This is a genomic window from Microbacterium sp. W1-4-2, from assembly GCF_058349885.2.
This window is the reverse complement of sequence record NZ_JBYRJC020000001.1, coordinates 1,159,214-1,176,807: the sequence shown is the minus strand read 5'-3', so window position 1 is coordinate 1,176,807 and position 17,594 is coordinate 1,159,214. Positions and strand designations below refer to the sequence as shown.

Sequence of the window (17,594 nt, the reverse complement as noted above, 5' to 3'; positions counted from 1 at the left end):
AGCCCGGCATCAGTAAGCTAGAGAAGACATCGGCTTTTGAAGGAGACACACCCATGAGCACATCCGTGGTCCTCCCCGCGCTCGGCGAGAGCGTCACCGAGGGAACGGTCACCCGCTGGCTCAAGAATGTCGGGGACACGGTCAACGAGGACGAAGGACTGCTCGAGATCTCCACCGACAAGGTCGACACCGAGATCCCGTCGCCGGTCACCGGCGTGCTCGAGGAGATCATGGTCGCCGAGGACGAGACCGTGGAGGTCGGCGCGGTGCTGGCGCGCATCGGCGACGGCTCAGGTGCGAGCGCCCCCGCCGAGCAGCCCGCCGCCGAAGAGCCGGCCGCCGAAGAGCCGGCCGCCGAGCAGCCCGCCGCGCCCGATGCCGAGGACTCTGCCCCGGCCGCCGAGCCCGCTCCGGCGCCCGCCGCCTCCGCCGCGCCCGGTGCGACCACGACCACTCCCGCCGGCGCCGGCAAGGACGTCGTGCTGCCGGAGCTGGGTGAGAGCGTGACCGAAGGCACCGTGACGCGCTGGCTCAAGCAGGTCGGCGACGCCGTCGAGGTCGACGAGCCGCTCCTGGAGATCTCCACCGACAAGGTCGACACCGAGATCCCGTCGCCGTTCGCCGGCGTCCTGCAGGAGATCCTGGTCGCCGAGGACGAGACCGTCGAGGTCGGCTCTGTGCTGGGTCGCGTCGGCGAGGCCGGTGTCGCTCCTGCTGCACCTGCTGAGTCCGCCCCGGCACCGGCGCAGGCTGCCCCCGCGCCGGCCGCCGCCGCCCCGACTGCTCCCGCACCCGCGCCGGCCACCCCTCCCACTCCCGCGCCCGCCGCACCTGCCGCGGCTGCCGCACCCGCTGCCGTGCCTGCGGCCCCCGCGCCGGCTCCCGCCGCCGCGCCCGCGGTCGACGGCGAAGTGACCTATGTCACCCCCCTGGTACGCCGTCTGGCGCAGCAGCAGGGCGTCGACCTCGCCGCGGTGAAGGGCACGGGCGTGGGCGGACGCGTCCGCAAGGAGGACGTGCTCCGGGCCGCCGAGACCAAGACCGCCCCCGCTGCCGCGGCCGCTCCGAGCGCGCCGGCACCGCTGGAGGTCTCGCCCCTGCGCGGCACGTCGCAGCCGATGTCACGCCTGCGCAAGGTGCTCGCCGAGCGCGCCGTAGCCTCGATGCAGCAGACGGCCCAGCTGACCACGGTGGTCGAGGTCGACGTGACCGCGATCGCAGCGCTCCGCGACCGGGTCAAGGGCGACTTCCACGCCAAGACGGGCGACAAGCTGTCGTTCCTTCCGTTCTTCGCGCTGGCCGCCGCCGAAGCGCTGCAGGCGTTCCCGATCGTGAACGCGACGGTGGACGGCGACCAGATCGTCTACCCCGCGTCCGAGAACCTCTCCATCGCGGTCGACACCGAGCGTGGCCTGCTCACCCCCGTCGTCCGCGACGCGGGCACGAAGAACATCGCCCAGATCGCGCACGAGATCGCAGACCTTGCGGCCCGGACGCGTGAGAACAAGCTCAAGCCCGACGAGCTGGCCGGCGGCACGTTCACGCTGACCAACACCGGTTCGCGCGGCGCGCTGTTCGACACGCCCGTCGTGTTCCTGCCGCAGTCGGCGATCCTCGGCACCGGCGCGGTCGTGAAGCGTCCCGGCATCGTGAAGGTCGACGGGGCGGACGCGATCGCCGTCCGCTCGTACGTCTACCTCGCCCTGTCGTACGATCACCGCATCGTCGACGGCGCCGACGCCGCCCGGTTCCTCAGCGCCGTGCGCGAGCGGCTCGAAGCCGGAGCGTTCGAGGCGAACCTCGGCATCTGACCCCCGCGGGCGACCGCCCGCATCCGTTCTCATGGCTGCTGCGAGACATCCTGGATGTCGCGCAGCAGCCATGAGTCGTCTCGGCGCACGATGACCACGAGCTGATCGGCCGTTCCTCCGGCACGCGGATGGACGCGGAAGACCGCCGCGTCGCCGAAATCGTCGAGCATGGCCACAGTGCGCTGCGAAGCCGGCAGCGTCGCCGCGCCGTCTTTCCACACGGCCTCCGGCGCCTCTTGCGTGCGCCCGAGACAGGCGGCGTCCGTGCACCGGGCCCGACGACCCAGCAGCTCGGCGACCGCCTGCTGCGCCGACGCGGGTGGCGACGACAGAGAGGTCGCCGGAAGGCCGCCCGGCGAGGGATCCGGGCCGCGGCCCACAGCTCGCGGCGACGGCGAGCCGTGTGGCGCTCGGGCCCCCGCCGCACCGGTGCCGGCCGATGCCGGGTCATCCGCGCCCTGCGGCCACAGCAGACCCACGGCCATCACCACCGCCACCGTGCCCGCGGCCCACAGGATGGGCCGGCGCCTCGCTCGAGGGCGGTCGGCACGGAGCCGGCGCCACAGCGCCATGCCGATCCTGGACGCGAGCTCGGGCAGTTCCGCGTCGATGTGCGGCAGGAGTGCCGTCCAGGCGCGGGTCCGCTCCCCCGCCTCGATGGGCTCGGCGTCCCGGATCGCCGAGACGCGGCGTGCGCGAGCGGGCGCCAGCACCGCGGTAGCGAGCGGCTCGGGGGCCGCCGTCGAGAACAGCAGCCGTTCGGCGTCGTCGAGTCCGGGGCCAATGCCCGCATCGCGCGTGACCAGCCCGGCGGCCTGAGCTACGGCCGCCCGGACGCGCGGGGCCTCCAGCCGGCATTCGTCCGCGGTCCGTCGCAGCAGCTCCCGGGCAGCCGTGCGCACATCGTCGCCGTGCCCGGGCACGAGCAGCGGGCGGCCCTCGTCGGTCAGCCACCACTCCCCGGTCCGCTGTTCGCCGCCGTCCGCCAGGAGCGCCTCGACCGTCCCCCGTGCGATGCTCACCGCGAGTGTCACCGCCTCGCCGTCCGACAGCGGCGCGGCGGCGTCCGCGCGCTGCTGCAGGAAGTCCGTCACGCGGCGCACGCACAACGGCATGACGAGCGCGTGGCCGCCGTGCCGCCGAACGAGATCGCGCGGTACGGCGATGTGCCCGTCCGGCGCCGCGAGCAGTCCCGCCGACGGCGGCAGGGCCGCGGCATCCACCACGAGGCACGGCCGCCCCTCGCCGTCTCGTGCCAGGGTGGCCGGCCACGGACTGTCCGGCGGCTGCACGGTGCGCACCGGATGCGGGCCGGACGGCAGTGTCACGGCGGCGGGCGGCAGCGGATTCACAGGCACCATGCAGTCAGTGTGGTCGCACGGGGGCCTGCGCGGGCCGACGCGGCACGGATCTGTGGACTACTCGGCATGTCAGCTCGGCTGGGGAGGAGGCGGCGCGAAAGGTAGGCTGGAGGTATGGCCGCACGCAGCTCCCAGCCCGAGAAGAAGCCGAACTTCTTCAGACAGCTCAAGTCCCTCTTCGACTTCACGAAAGAGGTCTTTCCGTGGCTGCCCTGGGCGCTCATCGGCATCCTCGTCGCCGGCATCTGGGTCGGCATCCTGATCGGCTTCCTGCTGCCGCCGGTGGCCGTGTGGACCGTCGTCCTCTGGGGTGTGACGGGTCTGCTGTTCGGCATCCTCGCGGCGCTCATGGTGATGACCCGCCTGTCCACCAAGGCGATGTACCAGAAGATCGACGGCCGCCCGGGGGCCACCGGGCACATCCTGTCGACGACGCTCGGCCGCAACTGGCAGGCCGGCGACGCCCCCGTCGGGGTCAACCCGAAGACGCAGGAGGCGGTCTACCGCGCAGTCGGACGCGGCGGCGTGGTCATCGTCGGCGAGGGCGCACGCGGTCGCCTCACCCGCCTGGTCAACGAAGAGCGGTCCAAGATCAAGCGCGTCGCCAGCGGCGTGCCGGTGACGGTGCTCTATGTCGGCCACGGTGACGACGACGTCGCGATCGCCGACCTCGCGAAGACCATCAAGAAGCTTCCGAAGGCGATCAACCGTGCCACGCAGGCCGCGGTGATCAAGCGCATCGACTCGGTGTCGCAGTCGCTGGCATCGCTGCCGATCCCCAAGGGCATCGATCCGCTGCGCGCACGGGCTCCGCGCCCGCGCTGAGCCGTCCGACCCGCATGCCGCGTCACCGCGTGCAGGACGCTACAGCCGGATGAGCGCCGTGCCGGCGGCCTTGTCGTGCAGCCCCCGGTGATCGGCGTCCCAGATGAGCGCCGGAACGATCAGGAACAGCAGCGCGGTGCGCACGATCGGACGCCAGAGTCCCACCCATCCGCCCTGCACGCGCGCGACCCGCAGGCCCACGAGCCGATGACCGGGACTGCCGCCGATGGTCGGGATGAAGACGATCTGCACGATCGCGAACACCAGGTTCGTCGCCCAGGGATCGGCCACGAGCACCCCCGTCACCGGGTCCGTGTGATGGAAGAATGCGTACCCGATGAGGGCTGCGGCAGCCACGTCGATGGCGAGGGCGGCGAGCCTGCGACCGAAACGGCCGATGCTTCCGGGTCCGTTGGCAGGAAGTCCCAGGCGCTGGCCGGGATACGCTGGAGAGATCGCGTCGGGCACGGCATCCAGCCTACGACGCCCGTGTAACACGCCCGAAACACGCGAGATACGACAGGGCAACGCGACGTGGCTATGGTCAAGTCAGCCCGCGAGGGCGTCGAATCCGTCGAACTGGAGAACGCATGTTCCATGACCCCGCTGAAGTGCTGGCATTCATCAAGGACGAGGACGTCAAGTTCCTCGACATCCGTTTCACGGATCTGCCGGGCGTGCAGCAGCACTTCAACATCCCTGCCTCCTCGGTCGACGAGGAGTTCTTCTCGGTGGGGCAGATGTTCGACGCGTCCTCGATCCGCGGGTTCGCGAGCATCCACGAATCCGACATGCAGCTGATCCCCGACGTGACGTCGGCCTACCTCGACCCGTTCCGCGACGCGAAGACCCTGATCATGGTCTTCGACATCTACAACCCCCGCACGGGCGAGGTCTACGGCAAGGACCCGCGTCAGGTCGCCAAGAAGGCCGAGAAGTACCTGGCCTCGACCGGCGTGGCCGACACCGCGTACTTCGCTCCCGAGGCGGAGTTCTACATCTTCGACGAGGTCCGCTACGAGGTGAAGCAGAACGCGAGCTTCTATTCCGTCGACTCCGAAGAGGGCGCCTGGAACACCGGTCGCGACGAAGAGGGCGGCAACCTCGGCAACAAGACGCCGTTCAAGGGCGGCTACTTCCCCGTCTCCCCCGTCGACAAGCAGGCCGACCTGCGCGATGACATCAGCCTGAAGCTGATCGACGCGGGCCTCATCCTTGAGCGGGCGCACCATGAGGTCGGCTCGGGCGGCCAGGCCGAGATCAACTACCGCTTCGACACGATGGTGCACGCGGCCGACGACATCCTGAAGTTCAAGTACATCGTCAAGAACACGGCCGAGCTGTGGGGCAAGACCGCCACGTTCATGCCGAAGCCCCTGTTCGGCGACAACGGGTCGGGCATGCATACGCACCAGTCGCTGTGGCAGGACGGCAAGCCGCTGTTCTATGACGAGAAGGGCTACGCGGGCCTGAGCGACATCGCGCGCTGGTACATCGGCGGGATCCTCAAGCACGCCGCCGCCGTGCTCGCCTTCACCAACCCGACGCTGAACAGCTATCACCGGCTGGTGAAGGGCTTCGAGGCGCCGGTGAACCTCGTCTACTCGGCCGGCAACCGGTCGGCTGCCATCCGCATCCCGTTGACCGGCACGAGCCCGAAGGCCAAGCGCATCGAGTTCCGCGCGCCGGATGCCTCGGGCAACCCGTATCTCGCGTTCGCCGCACAGCTGATGGCGGGCCTGGACGGCATCAAGAACCGCATCGAGCCGCACGAGCCGATCGACAAGGACCTGTACGAGCTGCCGCCCGAGGAGGCCAAGGGCATCCCGCAGGTGCCGAACTCGCTGCAGGACTCGCTGGACGCGCTGGCCGCCGACCATGACTTCCTGCTCGCCGGCGGCGTGTTCACCGAAGAGCTGATCCAGACCTGGATCGAGTACAAGATCGAGAACGAGATCAAGCCGCTGTCGCAGCGGCCGCACCCCTTCGAGTACGAGCTGTACTACGGCGTGTGATCGATGGATGCCGCGGCCCGGGTGAGCGCGTCTCGCCGGGGCCGCGGCATCCTTCCTCACCGCTCAGCCGTAGAACAGTCTCTCGAATACGCGGCGGGCGCGGCGGGCGGCCCGCATCCACGCCTCTTCGACCGCCGTCGCCGAGCGCGGGGGCATCTCCAGCAGCCGCCCGATGCCGTCCAGCTGTCGACGGTCGGCCGGCAGGACGTCGGCGGTCTGGCCGCTGAGCAGCGTGTTCGCCGAGCGCAGCCGACTGGCCAGCCGCCACGCCTCAGCGAGGCGATGGCTGCCGGCGGGCGGGATCAGACCCGCGTCGGTGGCGGCATCCAGTCCCGCCAGGGTCGAGGTGGTGCGCAACGCCGCGTTGTCGTGGGCGTGCCGCAGCTGCAGCAGCTGCACGAGCCACTCCACGTCGCTCAGCCCTCCGGGGCCGAGCTTGAGGTGCCGTTCGGGGCTGGCGCCCTGCGGCAGCCGTTCCGCCTCGACACGCGCCTTGATGCGCTTGATCTCGCGCAGGTCATGCTCGGCGATCGCCGCTGGATAGCGGACCTCGTCGGCCATCGCCATGAAGTCGGCCAGGAGTGCTTCGGTGCCGGCGACGGGGCGGGCGCGCAGCAGCGCCTGGGCCTCCCATGACACCGCCCAGCGCCGGTAGTACTCGCGGTATGCGTCCAGCGATCGGACGAGGGGGCCGTTACGCCCCTCCGGGCGCAGGTCGGCGTCCAGGTCGAACGGTGCGCGGTGGTCCTCGGCGTGCTCGCGCAGGCTCGTGACCAGGCGCCGTGCAAGCGACTGTGCGTACTCGGGCTCTACTCCCTCGGCGCGGTACACGAACAGGACGTCGGCGTCCGAGCCGAACCCGAGCTCCTGCCCGCCGAAGCGGCCCATCCCGATGATCGCGAACTCGAGGGCTTCGGCATCCTCGGGCACCACCTCGCGACGCACGGCGCGCAGCAGCGCCTGCAGCGTGACGTCGGTGATCGTCGTCAGCGCACGGGCCAGCTCATCGAGGGTGAGAGTTCCCAGCACGGTCCCCATCGCAGTGCGCAGCAGCTCGCGGCGGCGCAAGGCCCGCACCGCACGCATCGCCGAGGCGATGCCGGCGTGGCGGGTCTGGATCGCCGCAGCCTCCTGCGCGAGGGCCTCGGCGCTGCGCGGCCGGAGCAGGGCGTCGTCGTCGAGCCACGCCACCGACTCGGGGATCCACTCCATCAGCGCCCCGATGTAGCGGGAGCCCGACAGCACGCGCGTGAGGCTCTCGGCGGCGGCCGACGAGTCGCGCAGCATCCGCAGGAACCACGGGGTGTCGCCCAGGCGCTCGGCGATGCGCCGGAACGCCAGCAGCCCCTCGTCGGGATCGACGCCGTCGGCGAACCACTGCAGCATGATCGGCATCAGGTGCCGTTGGATGGACGCCTTGCGGCTGAGCCCCGTCGTCAGCGCCGCGATGTGCCGCAGGGCGCCCGCCGGGTCCGCGAACCCGATCGCCGCGAGCCGGTCGTGCGCCTGCGCGGCCGAGAGGCTGCGCCCCTCTTCGGGCAGGGCCGCGACCGCTGACAGCAGCGGGCGGTAGAACAGCCGGACGTGGATGTCGCGCACCTCGCGCCGCACCTGCTCCCAGACCTCCCAGACGCCGTCGGCGCTTCCTGCCAGGCCGCTCGCACGCGCCAGGGCCCGACGTTCTTCGGGGACGACCGGCATCAGGTGGGTGCGGCGCAGTCCGCGCAGCTGCACGCGGTGCTCCAGCACCCGCAGCACGCGGTAGTCGCGGTCGAACGCGGCCGCATCGACCCGGCCGATGTAGCCCTCGTCGACGAGGGCCGCCAGGGCTGCCAGGGTGCCGCGCTGGCGGACGGCGGGGTCGGTCAGCCCATGGACGAGCTGCAGCAGCTGCACGGTGAATTCCACGTCGCGGATGCCGCCTGGGCCGAGCTTGAGCTGGACGGCGACCTCGTCGTCCGGGATGTTGTCGGTCACCCGTTCGCGCATCTGCTGCACGCTGTCGACGAAGCTGTCGCGCGATGCGCTCTGGAAGGCCCGCTCGCGCACGGCCGTGACGTACTGCGCACCCAATTCCGGGTCGCCGGCGATCTCGCGCGCCTTCAGCAGCGCCTGGAACTCCCAGCTGTGCGCCCACCGGTCGTAGTACGCCAGATGCGACTCGAGCGTGCGCACCAGGGCGCCCTGCTTTCCCTCCGGCCGCAGGTTGGGGTCGACCTCCCACAGCGGCGGCTCGACCTCCATCCCCGAGATGCCCCGCATGGTCTGCACGGCCAGTCGTGTGGCGATGTCGATCGCGCGGCCCTCGGTGAGCGCCGACGCCGGATCCAGGTCGCCATCGGCCACTCCGGCGACGAAGATCACGTCGACATCGCTGACGTAGTTCAGCTCACGGGCGCCGCACTTGCCCATGCCGATCACGGCGAAGCGCGTGGCTGCGACCTGTTCGCGCGCAAACAGGCCGACCGCTCCGCCGCGGACCACGCGCGTGCGGGCGACCGCCAGGGACGCTTCCAGCGCCGCCGAGGCCGCATCGGCCAGGGCCGCCGACACGTCCGCGACGACGGCGACGGGATCGAGGCTCTGCAGGTCGAACGCCGCGATGCGCGCCAGCATGCGCCGGTAGCGCACCCGCAGCGCCGACCACGCCGCATCGCTTCCGTCGGCGGCGAAACCATCGCGGGCGGCCACGGCATCCAGCAGCTCCGTCTGCAGCTCTTCGGCCGTGGGCAGCCGCTCGCGCGCATGGGCGAGATCGGCGAGTTCGGCCGGATGCCTCAGGTAGAAGTCCGCGAAGCCGTGCGACGCGCCCAGCAGCGCCCATGCCGCGATCCGCCCGGTGACGTCGGCCAGCACGTCCCGCACCGGCTCGGCGTCGCGTCGGGCGACGCGCACGAGGCCGTCCAGCGCCGCATCGGGATCCGCCGCGATCGCGGCGCCCGTGACCAGGGCCGCACGGTCGGCGCCGGTCATCGCCGCAAGCTCGGTCAGACGCTCGTCGGCCTCGGCCAGGCGCGTGAACCCGACACGCGCGAGCGCGGTCAGGCCCGACGCGCGATCCGACGAGGCCATACCGGCCTCAGAGCATCTCGAGGTTGCGCGCCAGCTCGAACGGAGTCACCTGGGAGCGGTATTCCTCCCATTCACGCCGCTTGTTCAGCAGGACGTAGTTGAAGACCTGCTCCCCCAGCGTCTCGGCGACCAGCTCCGAATCCTCCATGTACTCCAGAGCGTGGTCCAGGCTCGCCGGCAGCGGCGCGTAGCCCAGCGCCCGCCGCTCGGCGTCGGTGAGCGACCAGACGTTGTCTTCAGCCTCGGCGGGCAGCTCGTACCCCTCTTCGATGCCCTTCATGCCTGCCGCGAGCATCAGCGCGTAGGCGAGGTAGGGGTTCGCGGCAGAGTCCAGGGCGCGGTACTCGACTCGCGAGGACTGGCCCTTGGTCGGCTTGTACATGGGCACGCGCACCAGGGCCGAGCGGTTGTTGTGGCCCCAGCAGATGAAGCTCGGCGCCTCGTCGCCGCCCCACAGCCGCTTGTACGAGTTGACGAACTGGTTGGTCACGGCGGCGATCTCGTTCGCGTGCCGCAGGAGACCCGCGATGAACTGGCGGCCGAGCTGCGAGAGCTGGTACTGCGCGCCCTCTTCGAAGAACGCGTTGACGTCCCCCTCGAACAGCGACATGTGAGTGTGCATGCCGCTGCCCGGCTGGCCGCTGATCGGCTTAGGCATGAACGTCGCGTACACCCCCTGCTCGATCGCGACCTCTTTGACGACGGTGCGGAACGTCTGGATGTTGTCGGCCGTCGTCAGCGCGTCGGCGTACCGGAGGTCGATCTCGTTCTGGCCCGGACCGCCCTCGTGATGGCTGAACTCCACCGAGATGCCCAGGTCTTCGAGCATCCGCACCGAACGCCGGCGGAAGTCGTGCGCGGTGCCGCCGGGCACGTTGTCGAAGTAGCCGGCGGAGTCGACCGGGACCGGACCCTCGGGTCCGAGCCGGGACGACTTCAGCAGGTAGAACTCGATCTCGGGGTGCGTGTAGAACGTGAAGCCGGCGTCGCTCGCCTTCGCGAGCGTGCGCTTGAGCACGTTACGCGGGTCGGCGACGGCCGGCTGGCCGTCGGGCGTCGTGATGTCGCAGAACATCCGCGCCGTCGGGTCGATCTCGCCGCGCCACGGCAGGATCTGGAACGTCGTGGGGTCGGGGTTGGCGAGCAGATCGGACTCGTACGAACGGGTCAGCCCCTCGATCGCCGAGCCGTCGAAGCCGATGCCCTCACTGAACGCGCCCTCGACCTCGGCCGGGGCGATCGCCACGGACTTGAGCGTGCCGACCACGTCGGTGAACCAGAGCCGGACGAACTTGACCCCGCGCTCCTCGATCGTGCGCAGGACGAAGTCGCGCTGCTTGTCCATGTCGTCCCTTCTGCCCGCAGGCGGGTCTCAGCCTTCGATGCCGTCCTCGGAGCCCCAGTCGTCTTCGCGACGATCCTCCTCCGCCCAGGCGCGCGCACGCTCCTGGAGGATCTCGGGGGCCCGCTCCGCCTCTTCGGCCGTGTCGAACGGGCCGACCCGCTCGGGGGCCGGCGAGAGCATGCCGTGCTCGACCGCACGCGTCTTGGTGTTGTACCAGTACTTGTCGTCGCCGTCGGACATGGTTCCTCCTCGGATTCCCTCCGCGGTGCCCGACTCCGGGCCGCAGGTCGATCCTAGTGACCCCCGGCGGGGAAACACACGGATGGACGCCGCGGGCTGGATAGGCTGTCGGCATGGCAGCGAAGACGACGCACGCCGTGGGCGTGGACATCGGCGGAACCGGGATCAAGGGCGGCATCGTCGACCTCGAGGACGGCACGCTGATCAGCGATCGCATCAAGGTCGCCACCCCCGATGGCGCCCGGCCGAAGGACGTGCTCGCCGCCGTGAAAGAGGTCCTGTCGACCCTCGGCGTCGAGGACGAGAAGATCCCGCTGGGCGTCGCGTTCCCGGCGATCGTGAAAGAAGGCCGCACCCTCTCGGCTGCCAACGTCTCGAAGGAGTGGGTCGGGTTCGAGGCCGAGAAGTTCTTTGAGGACGGGCTGGGCCGCGACATCCACTTCGCGAACGATGCGGACGTGGCCGGCGTTGCCGAGGTGCGGTACGGGGCGGCCAAGGGCAAACCCGGTCTCGTGCTGCTGACCACCCTCGGCACCGGCATCGGCACCGCGATGATCCACAACGGGATGCTGATCCCCAACAGCGAGCTCGGCCACCTGCAGAGGGCGGGCCACAAGCGCGACGCCGAGGCCTGGACGGCGTATTCGGCGATGGAGCGCGACAAGCTCAGCTGGCAGAAGTGGGCCAAGCGTCTGCAGTGGTACTACGACTACCTCGAGTTCCTGTTCAGCCCCGACCTGTTCGTCGTCGGCGGCGGCGTCTCGAAGCACGCCGACGAGTTCCTGCCGCTGCTGGACCTGAAGACCCCGATCGTGCCGGCCGTGCATCGCAACAACGCGGGGATCATAGGGGCCGCAGCCCTGGCTGCCGACTGAGGCGGGGCCGACGTTCTCGCGGGGAAACCCCGCGACAATCAGCACAGGGCCGCAGCCCTGGCTGCCGACTGAGGCGGGGCCGACGTTCTCGCGGGGGAACCCCGCGACAATCAGCACAGGGCCGCCGACTGAGGGGCGAATGGGCCGGCCTGTACGCCGGGTTCTGTCCGGGGGCGCGAACGCCCCGTGGATGGTCATCTCTCTCGGCGACACGTTGCCGTGCCGCTCCAGCGGCCTACCCGGGGACTCGGCGGGCCGCGTCGTCATCCCCTGTCTGGCCTTGCTCCGGGCGAGGTTTGCCGTGCGAGTCGCGTCACCGCGACCCCGGTGGTCTCTTACACCGCCCTTTCACCCTTACCGGGACCGAAGCCCCGGCGGTCTGCTCTCTGTGGCACTGTCTCGCGGATCACTCCGGGTGGCCGTTAACCACCGCCCTGCCCTGCGGAGCCCGGACGTTCCTCGGCGCGACACGGCGGACCGTGCGCGACGCGACCATCCGGCCGACCCATTCGCGCCAGCGAGTCTATCCGGTCGCGCCCGGCGCGCGCTGACGGTCAGCCCTTCTCGCCAGTGGGCGACACGTGCAGGTCGAGTGGGAAGTCGATCGGGAAGTCGCCGAAGAGCAGGGACGCCGCAGCCGCCGCAGCGTCCCGGACGATGTCGGCGACCGCCTCGGCGCGGGCCGCGGGCGTGTGCACGATGAGCTCGTCGTGGAGAAAGAACGCGAGGTGCGGACGGCGCGCGAAGACCGGGCCGGACCGGGCTGCGGCATCCCCCGGCGCCACCGGCGGCAGGGCTGCCAGCCGCAGCCGCACCTCGGCGAGCCAGGCCAGCGCCCACTCGGCGGCGGTGCCCTGCACGACGAAGTTCCGCGTGAACCGGCCGCGGTCGCCCGCGGCCCGCCGGGCCCGGTCGCGCTCGGCGATGCCGGCGTTCTCGTCGGCGGCCAGTGCCTGCACCTCGCGCCAGCCGGCAGAGACGGGCGGCGAGGTGCGCCCGAGCCACGTCGAGACGACGCCGCCCTGCTCGCCCGTGCGCGCTGCCGCGTCCACGAGGGCCATCGCGCGCGGGTATGCCCGGCGCAGCCGCGGAACAAGCCGCCCGCTCTCCCCCGTGGTCGCGCCGTACATCGCCCCGAGCATCGCGACCTTGGCCTCGGCCCGGGTGGCCACAGTGCCACTGTCGACGATGCCGCCGTACAGGTCCCGGCCCCGCGCCGCTCCCGCCAGGGTGAGGTCGCGGCTCATGGCCGCGAGCACGCGCGGCTCGAGCTGCGCGACGTCGGCGACGACGAACGTCCATCCCGGATCGGCGCGGACGGCCGCGCGCAGCCGGCGCGGGATCTGCAGCGCCCCGCCGCCGGACGACGCCCAGCGCCCGGTCACGACCCCGCCCGGGATGTAGACGGGTCGGAACCGTCCGTCGCGCACCCATTCATCCAGCCACGCCCACCCGTTCGCGGTGAGCAGCCGCATGAGCGCTTTGTACTGCAACAGGGGTTCGATCACCGGATGCTCGTATTCGCGCAGCTCCCACTTGGCGGTGCTGCGCGCCGGCACACCGATGCGGTGCAGGCTGCGCAGCAGCTTGGGCGGCGAGTCCAGGGATGCCCTGTCGTCGCCGAGCAGTGCCCGCACCCGAGCGCCGGTCTCGGCGATCCGCAGCGGCATCCCCCCGCCGCCAGCGCGGGGACCGAGCACCTCTGTGAGGATCGCGTCGTGGGCCGCGGCATCCCACGGCAGCCCGGCCGTCGTCATCTCGGCGGCCACCAGCGCGCCGGCCGACTCGGCGGCGCACAGCAGTTCGAGCCGGCCGGGATCGGTGGATGCCGCGACCGCCGCCCGCTGCCGTGCGAACTCCGCGCGCACGGCGTCGGCGTCGCCCGGCGGCTCGGGATGTGCGCGCACGGCTCCGTCCAGCTCGAACAGCGTCGCCGGCGCGCCATCCGTCGTCTCGGCCGGCGGCACGTCCCACGCGGTCGCCGCGCGCAGCCGTGCTGCCGGCTCCGAGGTGCCGGATGCCGGCAGCAGCGCGGTGTCGCGCAGGATCGCGTGACACAGCCGCAGATCCCGGCAGCGGCCGACCCGCACCCCGGCGGCCAACAGCTGCGGATAGATGCGGGCCGTGTCGGCCCACACCCAGCGGGCGCCGGCGTGCTCCCGGTCCGCCACCCGCGCCGCCAGAGCAGCGAGCGGCGCCGCCTCGCGCGCGGTCTCGGCACCCTCTGGATCGAGCGTCAGCAGCGTCGCCGTGCCATCGTCGACGGCGACCACGGTCCACGCGGGCGGCGCGTTCACCGTCCGCTCGGGGCGTGGGTCCTCGGCGCGCGCGTCCCCGGGGTGTGCATCACAGCCCGGACTCGTCCGTGCGCACCAGGATGCAGCCGCACTCGGGGCAGGTGAGGACCTGGTCGCCGGGCGCCTGCCGCGCGGCGGCCAGGTCTGTGCCCGACAGCACCATGCGGCAGCCCTCGCACGTCTGACGTCGCAACAGCGCCGCGCCCGCGCTGCGCGTGGCGACCCGCTCGTAGAAGGCGAGCAGATCGGCGGGAAGCTCGGATGCCACGGCCGCCCGGTCCCGGGTCGCGGCCTCGAGACGGGCGGTCGCCTCGGCGACCTCGGTCTTGCCCTCCGCGCTCAGTCGCGCGCCCTCGGCGTTCACGTCGGCGATCAGCGCCTCCTGCTCGGCGACGCCGGCGTCGGCCTGCTCGAGCTTCTCCATCAGCTCCAGCTCGGAGTCCTCGAGGTCGCTCTTGCGGCGCGCCAGCGACGCCAGTTCGCTCTCGAGACCCTGAGCGTCCTTCGGGTTCGAGACGGTCTTGAGCCGGTCGAGGTCACGCTCGCGGCGGGCGTCGACGACGGCGACGTCGGACTCGATGCGCTTGAGCTCCGCACGCAGGTCGTCGCGCGCGCCCTGACGCGACGTGAGCTCGGGAGTGAGCTCCTGACGGCGGGCGATCAGCTCGCGCACGCGTGCCGCCTGCGCCGGGTTGGTGCGGGCATGGTCGGCCTGGCGGATGCGGGCGTCGAGGTCTGCCAGATCGAGCAGACGCACCTGGTGTGCGGGCTGAGCGTTCACGTGGGCCCTGCCGGGTTCGAACCGACGACATCCACGGTGTAAACGTGGCGCTCTACCAGCTGAGCTAAAGGCCCGTCCGGCAAGTCTACGAGAGATGTGCGACCGTGATGGTGGATAGGCTTGAGCGCGGTGTGTCCGCTGAGCGTCCCCACGCCGACCCGAACCCCGACAGCCGAGACTTCGCCCCGTTGCGGTGGGATCCACCGCCCGGTGATCCACCGCATGAAGAAAGGTCGCCCGTGACAGTCCACGATCAGGACCCGTACTCCCAGGCCCCGCTCGACAGCGATCCCGACGAGACGCACGAATGGCAGGAGTCGCTCGAGCAGCTCGTCCGCGCCAAGGGCGCCGGACGCGGCCGCGAGATCATGCTGAGTCTGCTGCGGACCTCGAAGGACCTGCGCCTGGGGGTGCCGATGGTTCCGACCACCGACTACGTGAACACGATCGCCCCCGAGAACGAGGCGGCCTTCCCCGGCGACGAGGACATCGAGCGGCGCTACCGCTCCTGGATCCGGTGGAACGCGGCGCTCACGGTGCACCGCGCCCAGCGGCCCGGTATCGGCGTGGGCGGCCACATCTCGACGTACGCGTCGTCGGCGTCGCTGTACGAGGTCGGCTTCAACCACTTCTTCCGCGGCCACGACCACCCGTCCGGCGGCGACCAGGTGTTCTTCCAGGGCCACGCCTCCCCCGGCATGTACGCCCGCGCGTTCCTCGAGGGACGGCTCAGCGAGGCGCAGCTGGACGGCTTCCGCCAGGAGAAGTCCGCTGCCCCGAACGGGCTGCCGTCCTACCCGCACCCTCGCCTCATGCCGCAGTTCTGGCAGTTCCCGACCGTGTCGATGGGCATCGGCCCGATCAACGCGATCTATCAGGCGATGACGAACAAGTACCTCACGAACCGTGGCATCAAGGATGTCTCGGACGCGCACGTGTGGGCGTTCCTCGGCGACGGCGAGCTCGACGAGGTCGAGAGCCGCGGTCAGCTCCAGGTCGCCGCGAACGAGGGGCTGGACAACCTGACCTTCGTCGTGAACTGCAACCTGCAGCGGCTGGACGGCCCGGTGCGGGGCAACGGCAAGATCATCCAGGAGCTCGAGAGCTTCTTCCGCGGCGCGGGCTGGAACGTGATCAAGGTGGTCTGGGGCCGCGAGTGGGACGATCTGCTCGCGCGCGACGTCGACGGCGCGCTGCTGAACCTCATGAACGTCACCCCCGACGGCGACTACCAGACATACAAGGCCGAGAACGGCGCCTACGTGCGCGAGCACTTCTTCGGCCGCGACGAGCGCGCCCTCGCGTTGGTGCAGGACTTCACCGACGACCAGGTGTGGAACCTGCGCCGTGGCGGCCATGATTACCGCAAGGTGTACGCGGCCTTCCGGGCCGCCGTCGAGCACAAGGGCCAGCCCACCGTCATCCTCGCCAAGACGATCAAGGGCTACGGACTGGGACCCCATTTCGCCGGGCGCAATGCGACCCACCAGATGAAGAAGATGACGCTCGAGGACCTCAAACAGTTCCGGGACGCGATGCACATCCCGATCACGGACGCACAGCTCGAGGCGAACCCCTACCAGCCGCCGTATTACAACCCGGGGCCGCAGGACGAGACGATCCGGTACATGCTGGATCGCCGCCGTGAGCTGGGCGGCCACCTGCCCGAGCGACGTACGGCCCACGTGGACCTCGCCCTGCCCGGCGACGACGCGTACGCACTGCCGAAGAAGGGCTCGGGCACTCAAGAGGTCGCCTCGACGATGGCCTTCGTGCGTCTGCTGAAGGACCTGCTGCGCGCCAAGGGCTTCGGTCACCGGATCGTGCCGATCATCCCCGACGAGGCCCGCACGTTCGGCATCGACGCCTTCTTCCCGACCGCGAAGATCTACAACCCGAACGGGCAGCACTACACCTCGGTCGACCGGGAGCTGCTGCTGGCGTACAAAGAGAGCCCGCAGGGCCAGATCATGCACGTGGGCATCAACGAGGCGGGCGCCATGGCCGCCTTCACGGCGACCGGCACGTCGTATGCGACGCACGGCGAACCGCTGATCCCGGTGTACATCTTCTATTCGATGTTCGGCTTCCAGCGCACGGGAGATGCGAACTGGGCCGCCGGCGACCAGATGGCGCGCGGCTTCGTGATCGGCGCGACCGCCGGGCGCACGACGCTCACCGGCGAGGGGCTGCAGCACGCCGACGGCCATTCGCTGCTGCTGGCCTCGACCAACCCCGCGACGGTGTCCTACGACCCCGCATACGGCTACGAGATCGCCCACATCGTCCGCGCGGGCCTGGAGCGCATGTACGGCGGGCAGCACCCCGATCCGGACGTGATGTACTACCTGACGGTCTACAACGAGCCGATGGTGCAGCCGGCCGAGCCCGCCGATGTCGACGTCGACGGCATCCTGCGCGGCATCCATCGCGTCGCCGCCGGCTCCGGCGACGGGCCGCGAACCCAGCTGCTGGCTTCGGGCGTCGGCGTGCCGTGGGCGCTGGAGGCCCAGCAGCTGCTGCGCGACGACTGGGGCGTGGTCGCCGACGTGTGGAGCGTGACCAGCTGGTCCGAGCTGCGCCGCGATGGCCTGGCCGCCGACGAGCACAACTTCCTGCACCCCGACGACCGGGCCCGCACCGCGTATCTGACGCAGAAGCTGCAGGGTGCCTCCGGGCCGTTCGTCGCCGTCAGCGACTTCATGCACGCGGTGCAGGACCAGATCCGGCCCTGGGTGCCCGGCAGGTTCGCGACGCTCGGCGCCGACGGTTTCGGGTTCTCGGACACGCGCGCCGCGGCACGCCGGTTCTTCAAGATCGACGGCCCCTCGGTGGCGGTGCGCGCGCTGCTGTCGCTCGCCGACGAGGGCGCCGTGGACCGCGGGCTCGTCGCCCAGGCGATCGAGAAGTACCGCCTGCACGACGTGAGCGCCGGCACCAGCGGCAACGCGGGCGGCGAGAGCTGACCCGGC

The 17,594-nt window shown here is 71.1% G+C and carries 12 protein-coding genes, 1 tRNA gene and 1 other RNA gene; 5 read left to right on the top strand and 9 right to left on the bottom strand.

The window, feature by feature from the left end:
* Positions 1 to 53: 53 nt before the first annotated feature.
* Positions 54 to 1,811 carry a 2-oxoglutarate dehydrogenase, E2 component, dihydrolipoamide succinyltransferase gene (gene sucB, locus AC3RX0_RS05410; protein WP_491504897.1) on the top strand — a complete coding sequence of 586 codons (1,758 nt, stop codon included), beginning with the start codon at positions 54 to 56 and terminating at the stop codon, positions 1,809 to 1,811.
* Positions 1,812 to 1,840: 29 nt separating this feature from the next.
* Here sucB and AC3RX0_RS05405 read toward each other — a convergent pair whose 3' ends face one another.
* Positions 1,841 to 3,172 carry a hypothetical protein gene (locus tag AC3RX0_RS05405; protein WP_491504896.1) on the bottom strand — a complete coding sequence of 444 codons (1,332 nt, stop codon included), beginning with the start codon at positions 3,170 to 3,172 and terminating at the stop codon, positions 1,841 to 1,843.
* A 114-nt stretch (positions 3,173 to 3,286) separates the two neighbouring features.
* On the opposite strand from AC3RX0_RS05405, the gene AC3RX0_RS05400 reads away from it, so the two are divergent.
* Positions 3,287 to 3,997: a DUF4191 family protein gene (locus AC3RX0_RS05400; protein WP_491504895.1), complete on the top strand. Its 711-nt coding sequence runs from the start codon at positions 3,287 to 3,289 to the stop codon at positions 3,995 to 3,997.
* Positions 3,998 to 4,036: 39 nt separating this feature from the next.
* On the opposite strand, the gene AC3RX0_RS05395 is transcribed toward AC3RX0_RS05400, so the two are convergent.
* Positions 4,037 to 4,465, bottom strand: a complete 429-nt coding sequence (locus AC3RX0_RS05395) for an RDD family protein (RefSeq protein ID WP_491504894.1) — start codon at positions 4,463 to 4,465, stop codon at positions 4,037 to 4,039.
* Between the two features lie 122 nt (positions 4,466 to 4,587).
* Here AC3RX0_RS05395 and glnA (AC3RX0_RS05390) point away from each other — a divergent pair, with 122 nt between their 5' ends.
* On the top strand, positions 4,588 to 6,012 hold the full coding sequence (glnA, locus tag AC3RX0_RS05390; protein WP_491504893.1) for a type I glutamate--ammonia ligase: 1,425 nt from the start codon (positions 4,588 to 4,590) through the stop codon (positions 6,010 to 6,012).
* Positions 6,013 to 6,075: 63 nt separating this feature from the next.
* Here the strand turns inward: glnA (AC3RX0_RS05390) and AC3RX0_RS05385 are convergent, their stop codons facing one another.
* Genes AC3RX0_RS05385 through AC3RX0_RS05375 form a run of 3 tightly spaced genes read right to left on the bottom strand, consistent with a single transcriptional unit; the run spans position 6,076 to position 10,669 of the window.
* Positions 6,076 to 9,084, bottom strand: a complete 3,009-nt coding sequence (locus tag AC3RX0_RS05385) for a bifunctional [glutamine synthetase] adenylyltransferase/[glutamine synthetase]-adenylyl-L-tyrosine phosphorylase (RefSeq protein WP_491504892.1) — start codon at positions 9,082 to 9,084, stop codon at positions 6,076 to 6,078.
* A gap of 7 nt (positions 9,085 to 9,091) precedes the next feature.
* Entirely contained in the window at positions 9,092 to 10,429 is a 1,338-nt protein-coding gene (glnA, locus tag AC3RX0_RS05380) for a type I glutamate--ammonia ligase (protein WP_491504891.1), read from the bottom strand.
* Positions 10,430 to 10,456: 27 nt separating this feature from the next.
* Positions 10,457 to 10,669, bottom strand: coding sequence for an SPOR domain-containing protein (locus AC3RX0_RS05375; RefSeq protein WP_491504890.1), 213 nt, complete (start codon positions 10,667 to 10,669; stop codon positions 10,457 to 10,459).
* A 113-nt stretch (positions 10,670 to 10,782) separates the two neighbouring features.
* On the opposite strand from AC3RX0_RS05375, the gene ppgK reads away from it, so the two are divergent.
* Positions 10,783 to 11,544: a polyphosphate--glucose phosphotransferase gene (gene ppgK / locus AC3RX0_RS05370; protein ID WP_491504889.1), complete on the top strand. Its 762-nt coding sequence runs from the start codon at positions 10,783 to 10,785 to the stop codon at positions 11,542 to 11,544.
* A 136-nt stretch (positions 11,545 to 11,680) separates the two neighbouring features.
* On the opposite strand, the gene rnpB is transcribed toward ppgK, so the two are convergent.
* The 4 genes from rnpB to AC3RX0_RS05350 all read right to left on the bottom strand — a co-directional run bounded on the left by rnpB (position 11,681) and on the right by AC3RX0_RS05350 (position 14,696).
* An RNA gene (gene rnpB, locus AC3RX0_RS05365) (RNase P RNA component class A) lies at positions 11,681 to 12,052 on the bottom strand.
* A 46-nt stretch (positions 12,053 to 12,098) separates the two neighbouring features.
* Positions 12,099 to 13,841, bottom strand: coding sequence for a bifunctional 3'-5' exonuclease/DNA polymerase (locus tag AC3RX0_RS05360; RefSeq protein WP_491504888.1), 1,743 nt, complete (start codon positions 13,839 to 13,841; stop codon positions 12,099 to 12,101).
* A 49-nt stretch (positions 13,842 to 13,890) separates the two neighbouring features.
* A complete protein-coding gene (locus AC3RX0_RS05355; protein ID WP_491504887.1) occupies positions 13,891 to 14,622 on the bottom strand; it encodes a zinc ribbon domain-containing protein in 732 nt (243 codons plus the stop codon).
* A 1-nt stretch (position 14,623) separates the two neighbouring features.
* Positions 14,624 to 14,696 (bottom strand) — tRNA-Val (locus AC3RX0_RS05350).
* A gap of 165 nt (positions 14,697 to 14,861) precedes the next feature.
* On the opposite strand from AC3RX0_RS05350, the gene aceE reads away from it, so the two are divergent.
* Positions 14,862 to 17,588, top strand: a complete 2,727-nt coding sequence (gene aceE / locus AC3RX0_RS05345; protein ID WP_491504886.1) for a pyruvate dehydrogenase (acetyl-transferring), homodimeric type — start codon at positions 14,862 to 14,864, stop codon at positions 17,586 to 17,588.
* Positions 17,589 to 17,594 lie beyond the last annotated feature (6 nt).

What these genes read in the sequence shown, in the direction of transcription:
- AC3RX0_RS05375 (WP_491504890.1), bottom strand. Translation starts at nt 10,669, where the DNA reads ATGTCCGACGGCGACGACAAGTACTGGTACAACACCAAGACGCGTGCG.
- AC3RX0_RS05385 (WP_491504892.1), bottom strand. Translation starts at nt 9,084, where the DNA reads ATGGCCTCGTCGGATCGCGCGTCGGGCCTGACCGCGCTCGCGCGTGTC.
- ppgK (WP_491504889.1), top strand. Translation starts at nt 10,783, where the DNA reads ATGGCAGCGAAGACGACGCACGCCGTGGGCGTGGACATCGGCGGAACC.
- glnA (WP_491504893.1), top strand. Translation starts at nt 4,588, where the DNA reads ATGTTCCATGACCCCGCTGAAGTGCTGGCATTCATCAAGGACGAGGAC.
- AC3RX0_RS05405 (WP_491504896.1), bottom strand. Translation starts at nt 3,172, where the DNA reads ATGGTGCCTGTGAATCCGCTGCCGCCCGCCGCCGTGACACTGCCGTCC.
- sucB (WP_491504897.1), top strand. Translation starts at nt 54, where the DNA reads ATGAGCACATCCGTGGTCCTCCCCGCGCTCGGCGAGAGCGTCACCGAG.
- AC3RX0_RS05400 (WP_491504895.1), top strand. Translation starts at nt 3,287, where the DNA reads ATGGCCGCACGCAGCTCCCAGCCCGAGAAGAAGCCGAACTTCTTCAGA.
- glnA (WP_491504891.1), bottom strand. Translation starts at nt 10,429, where the DNA reads ATGGACAAGCAGCGCGACTTCGTCCTGCGCACGATCGAGGAGCGCGGG.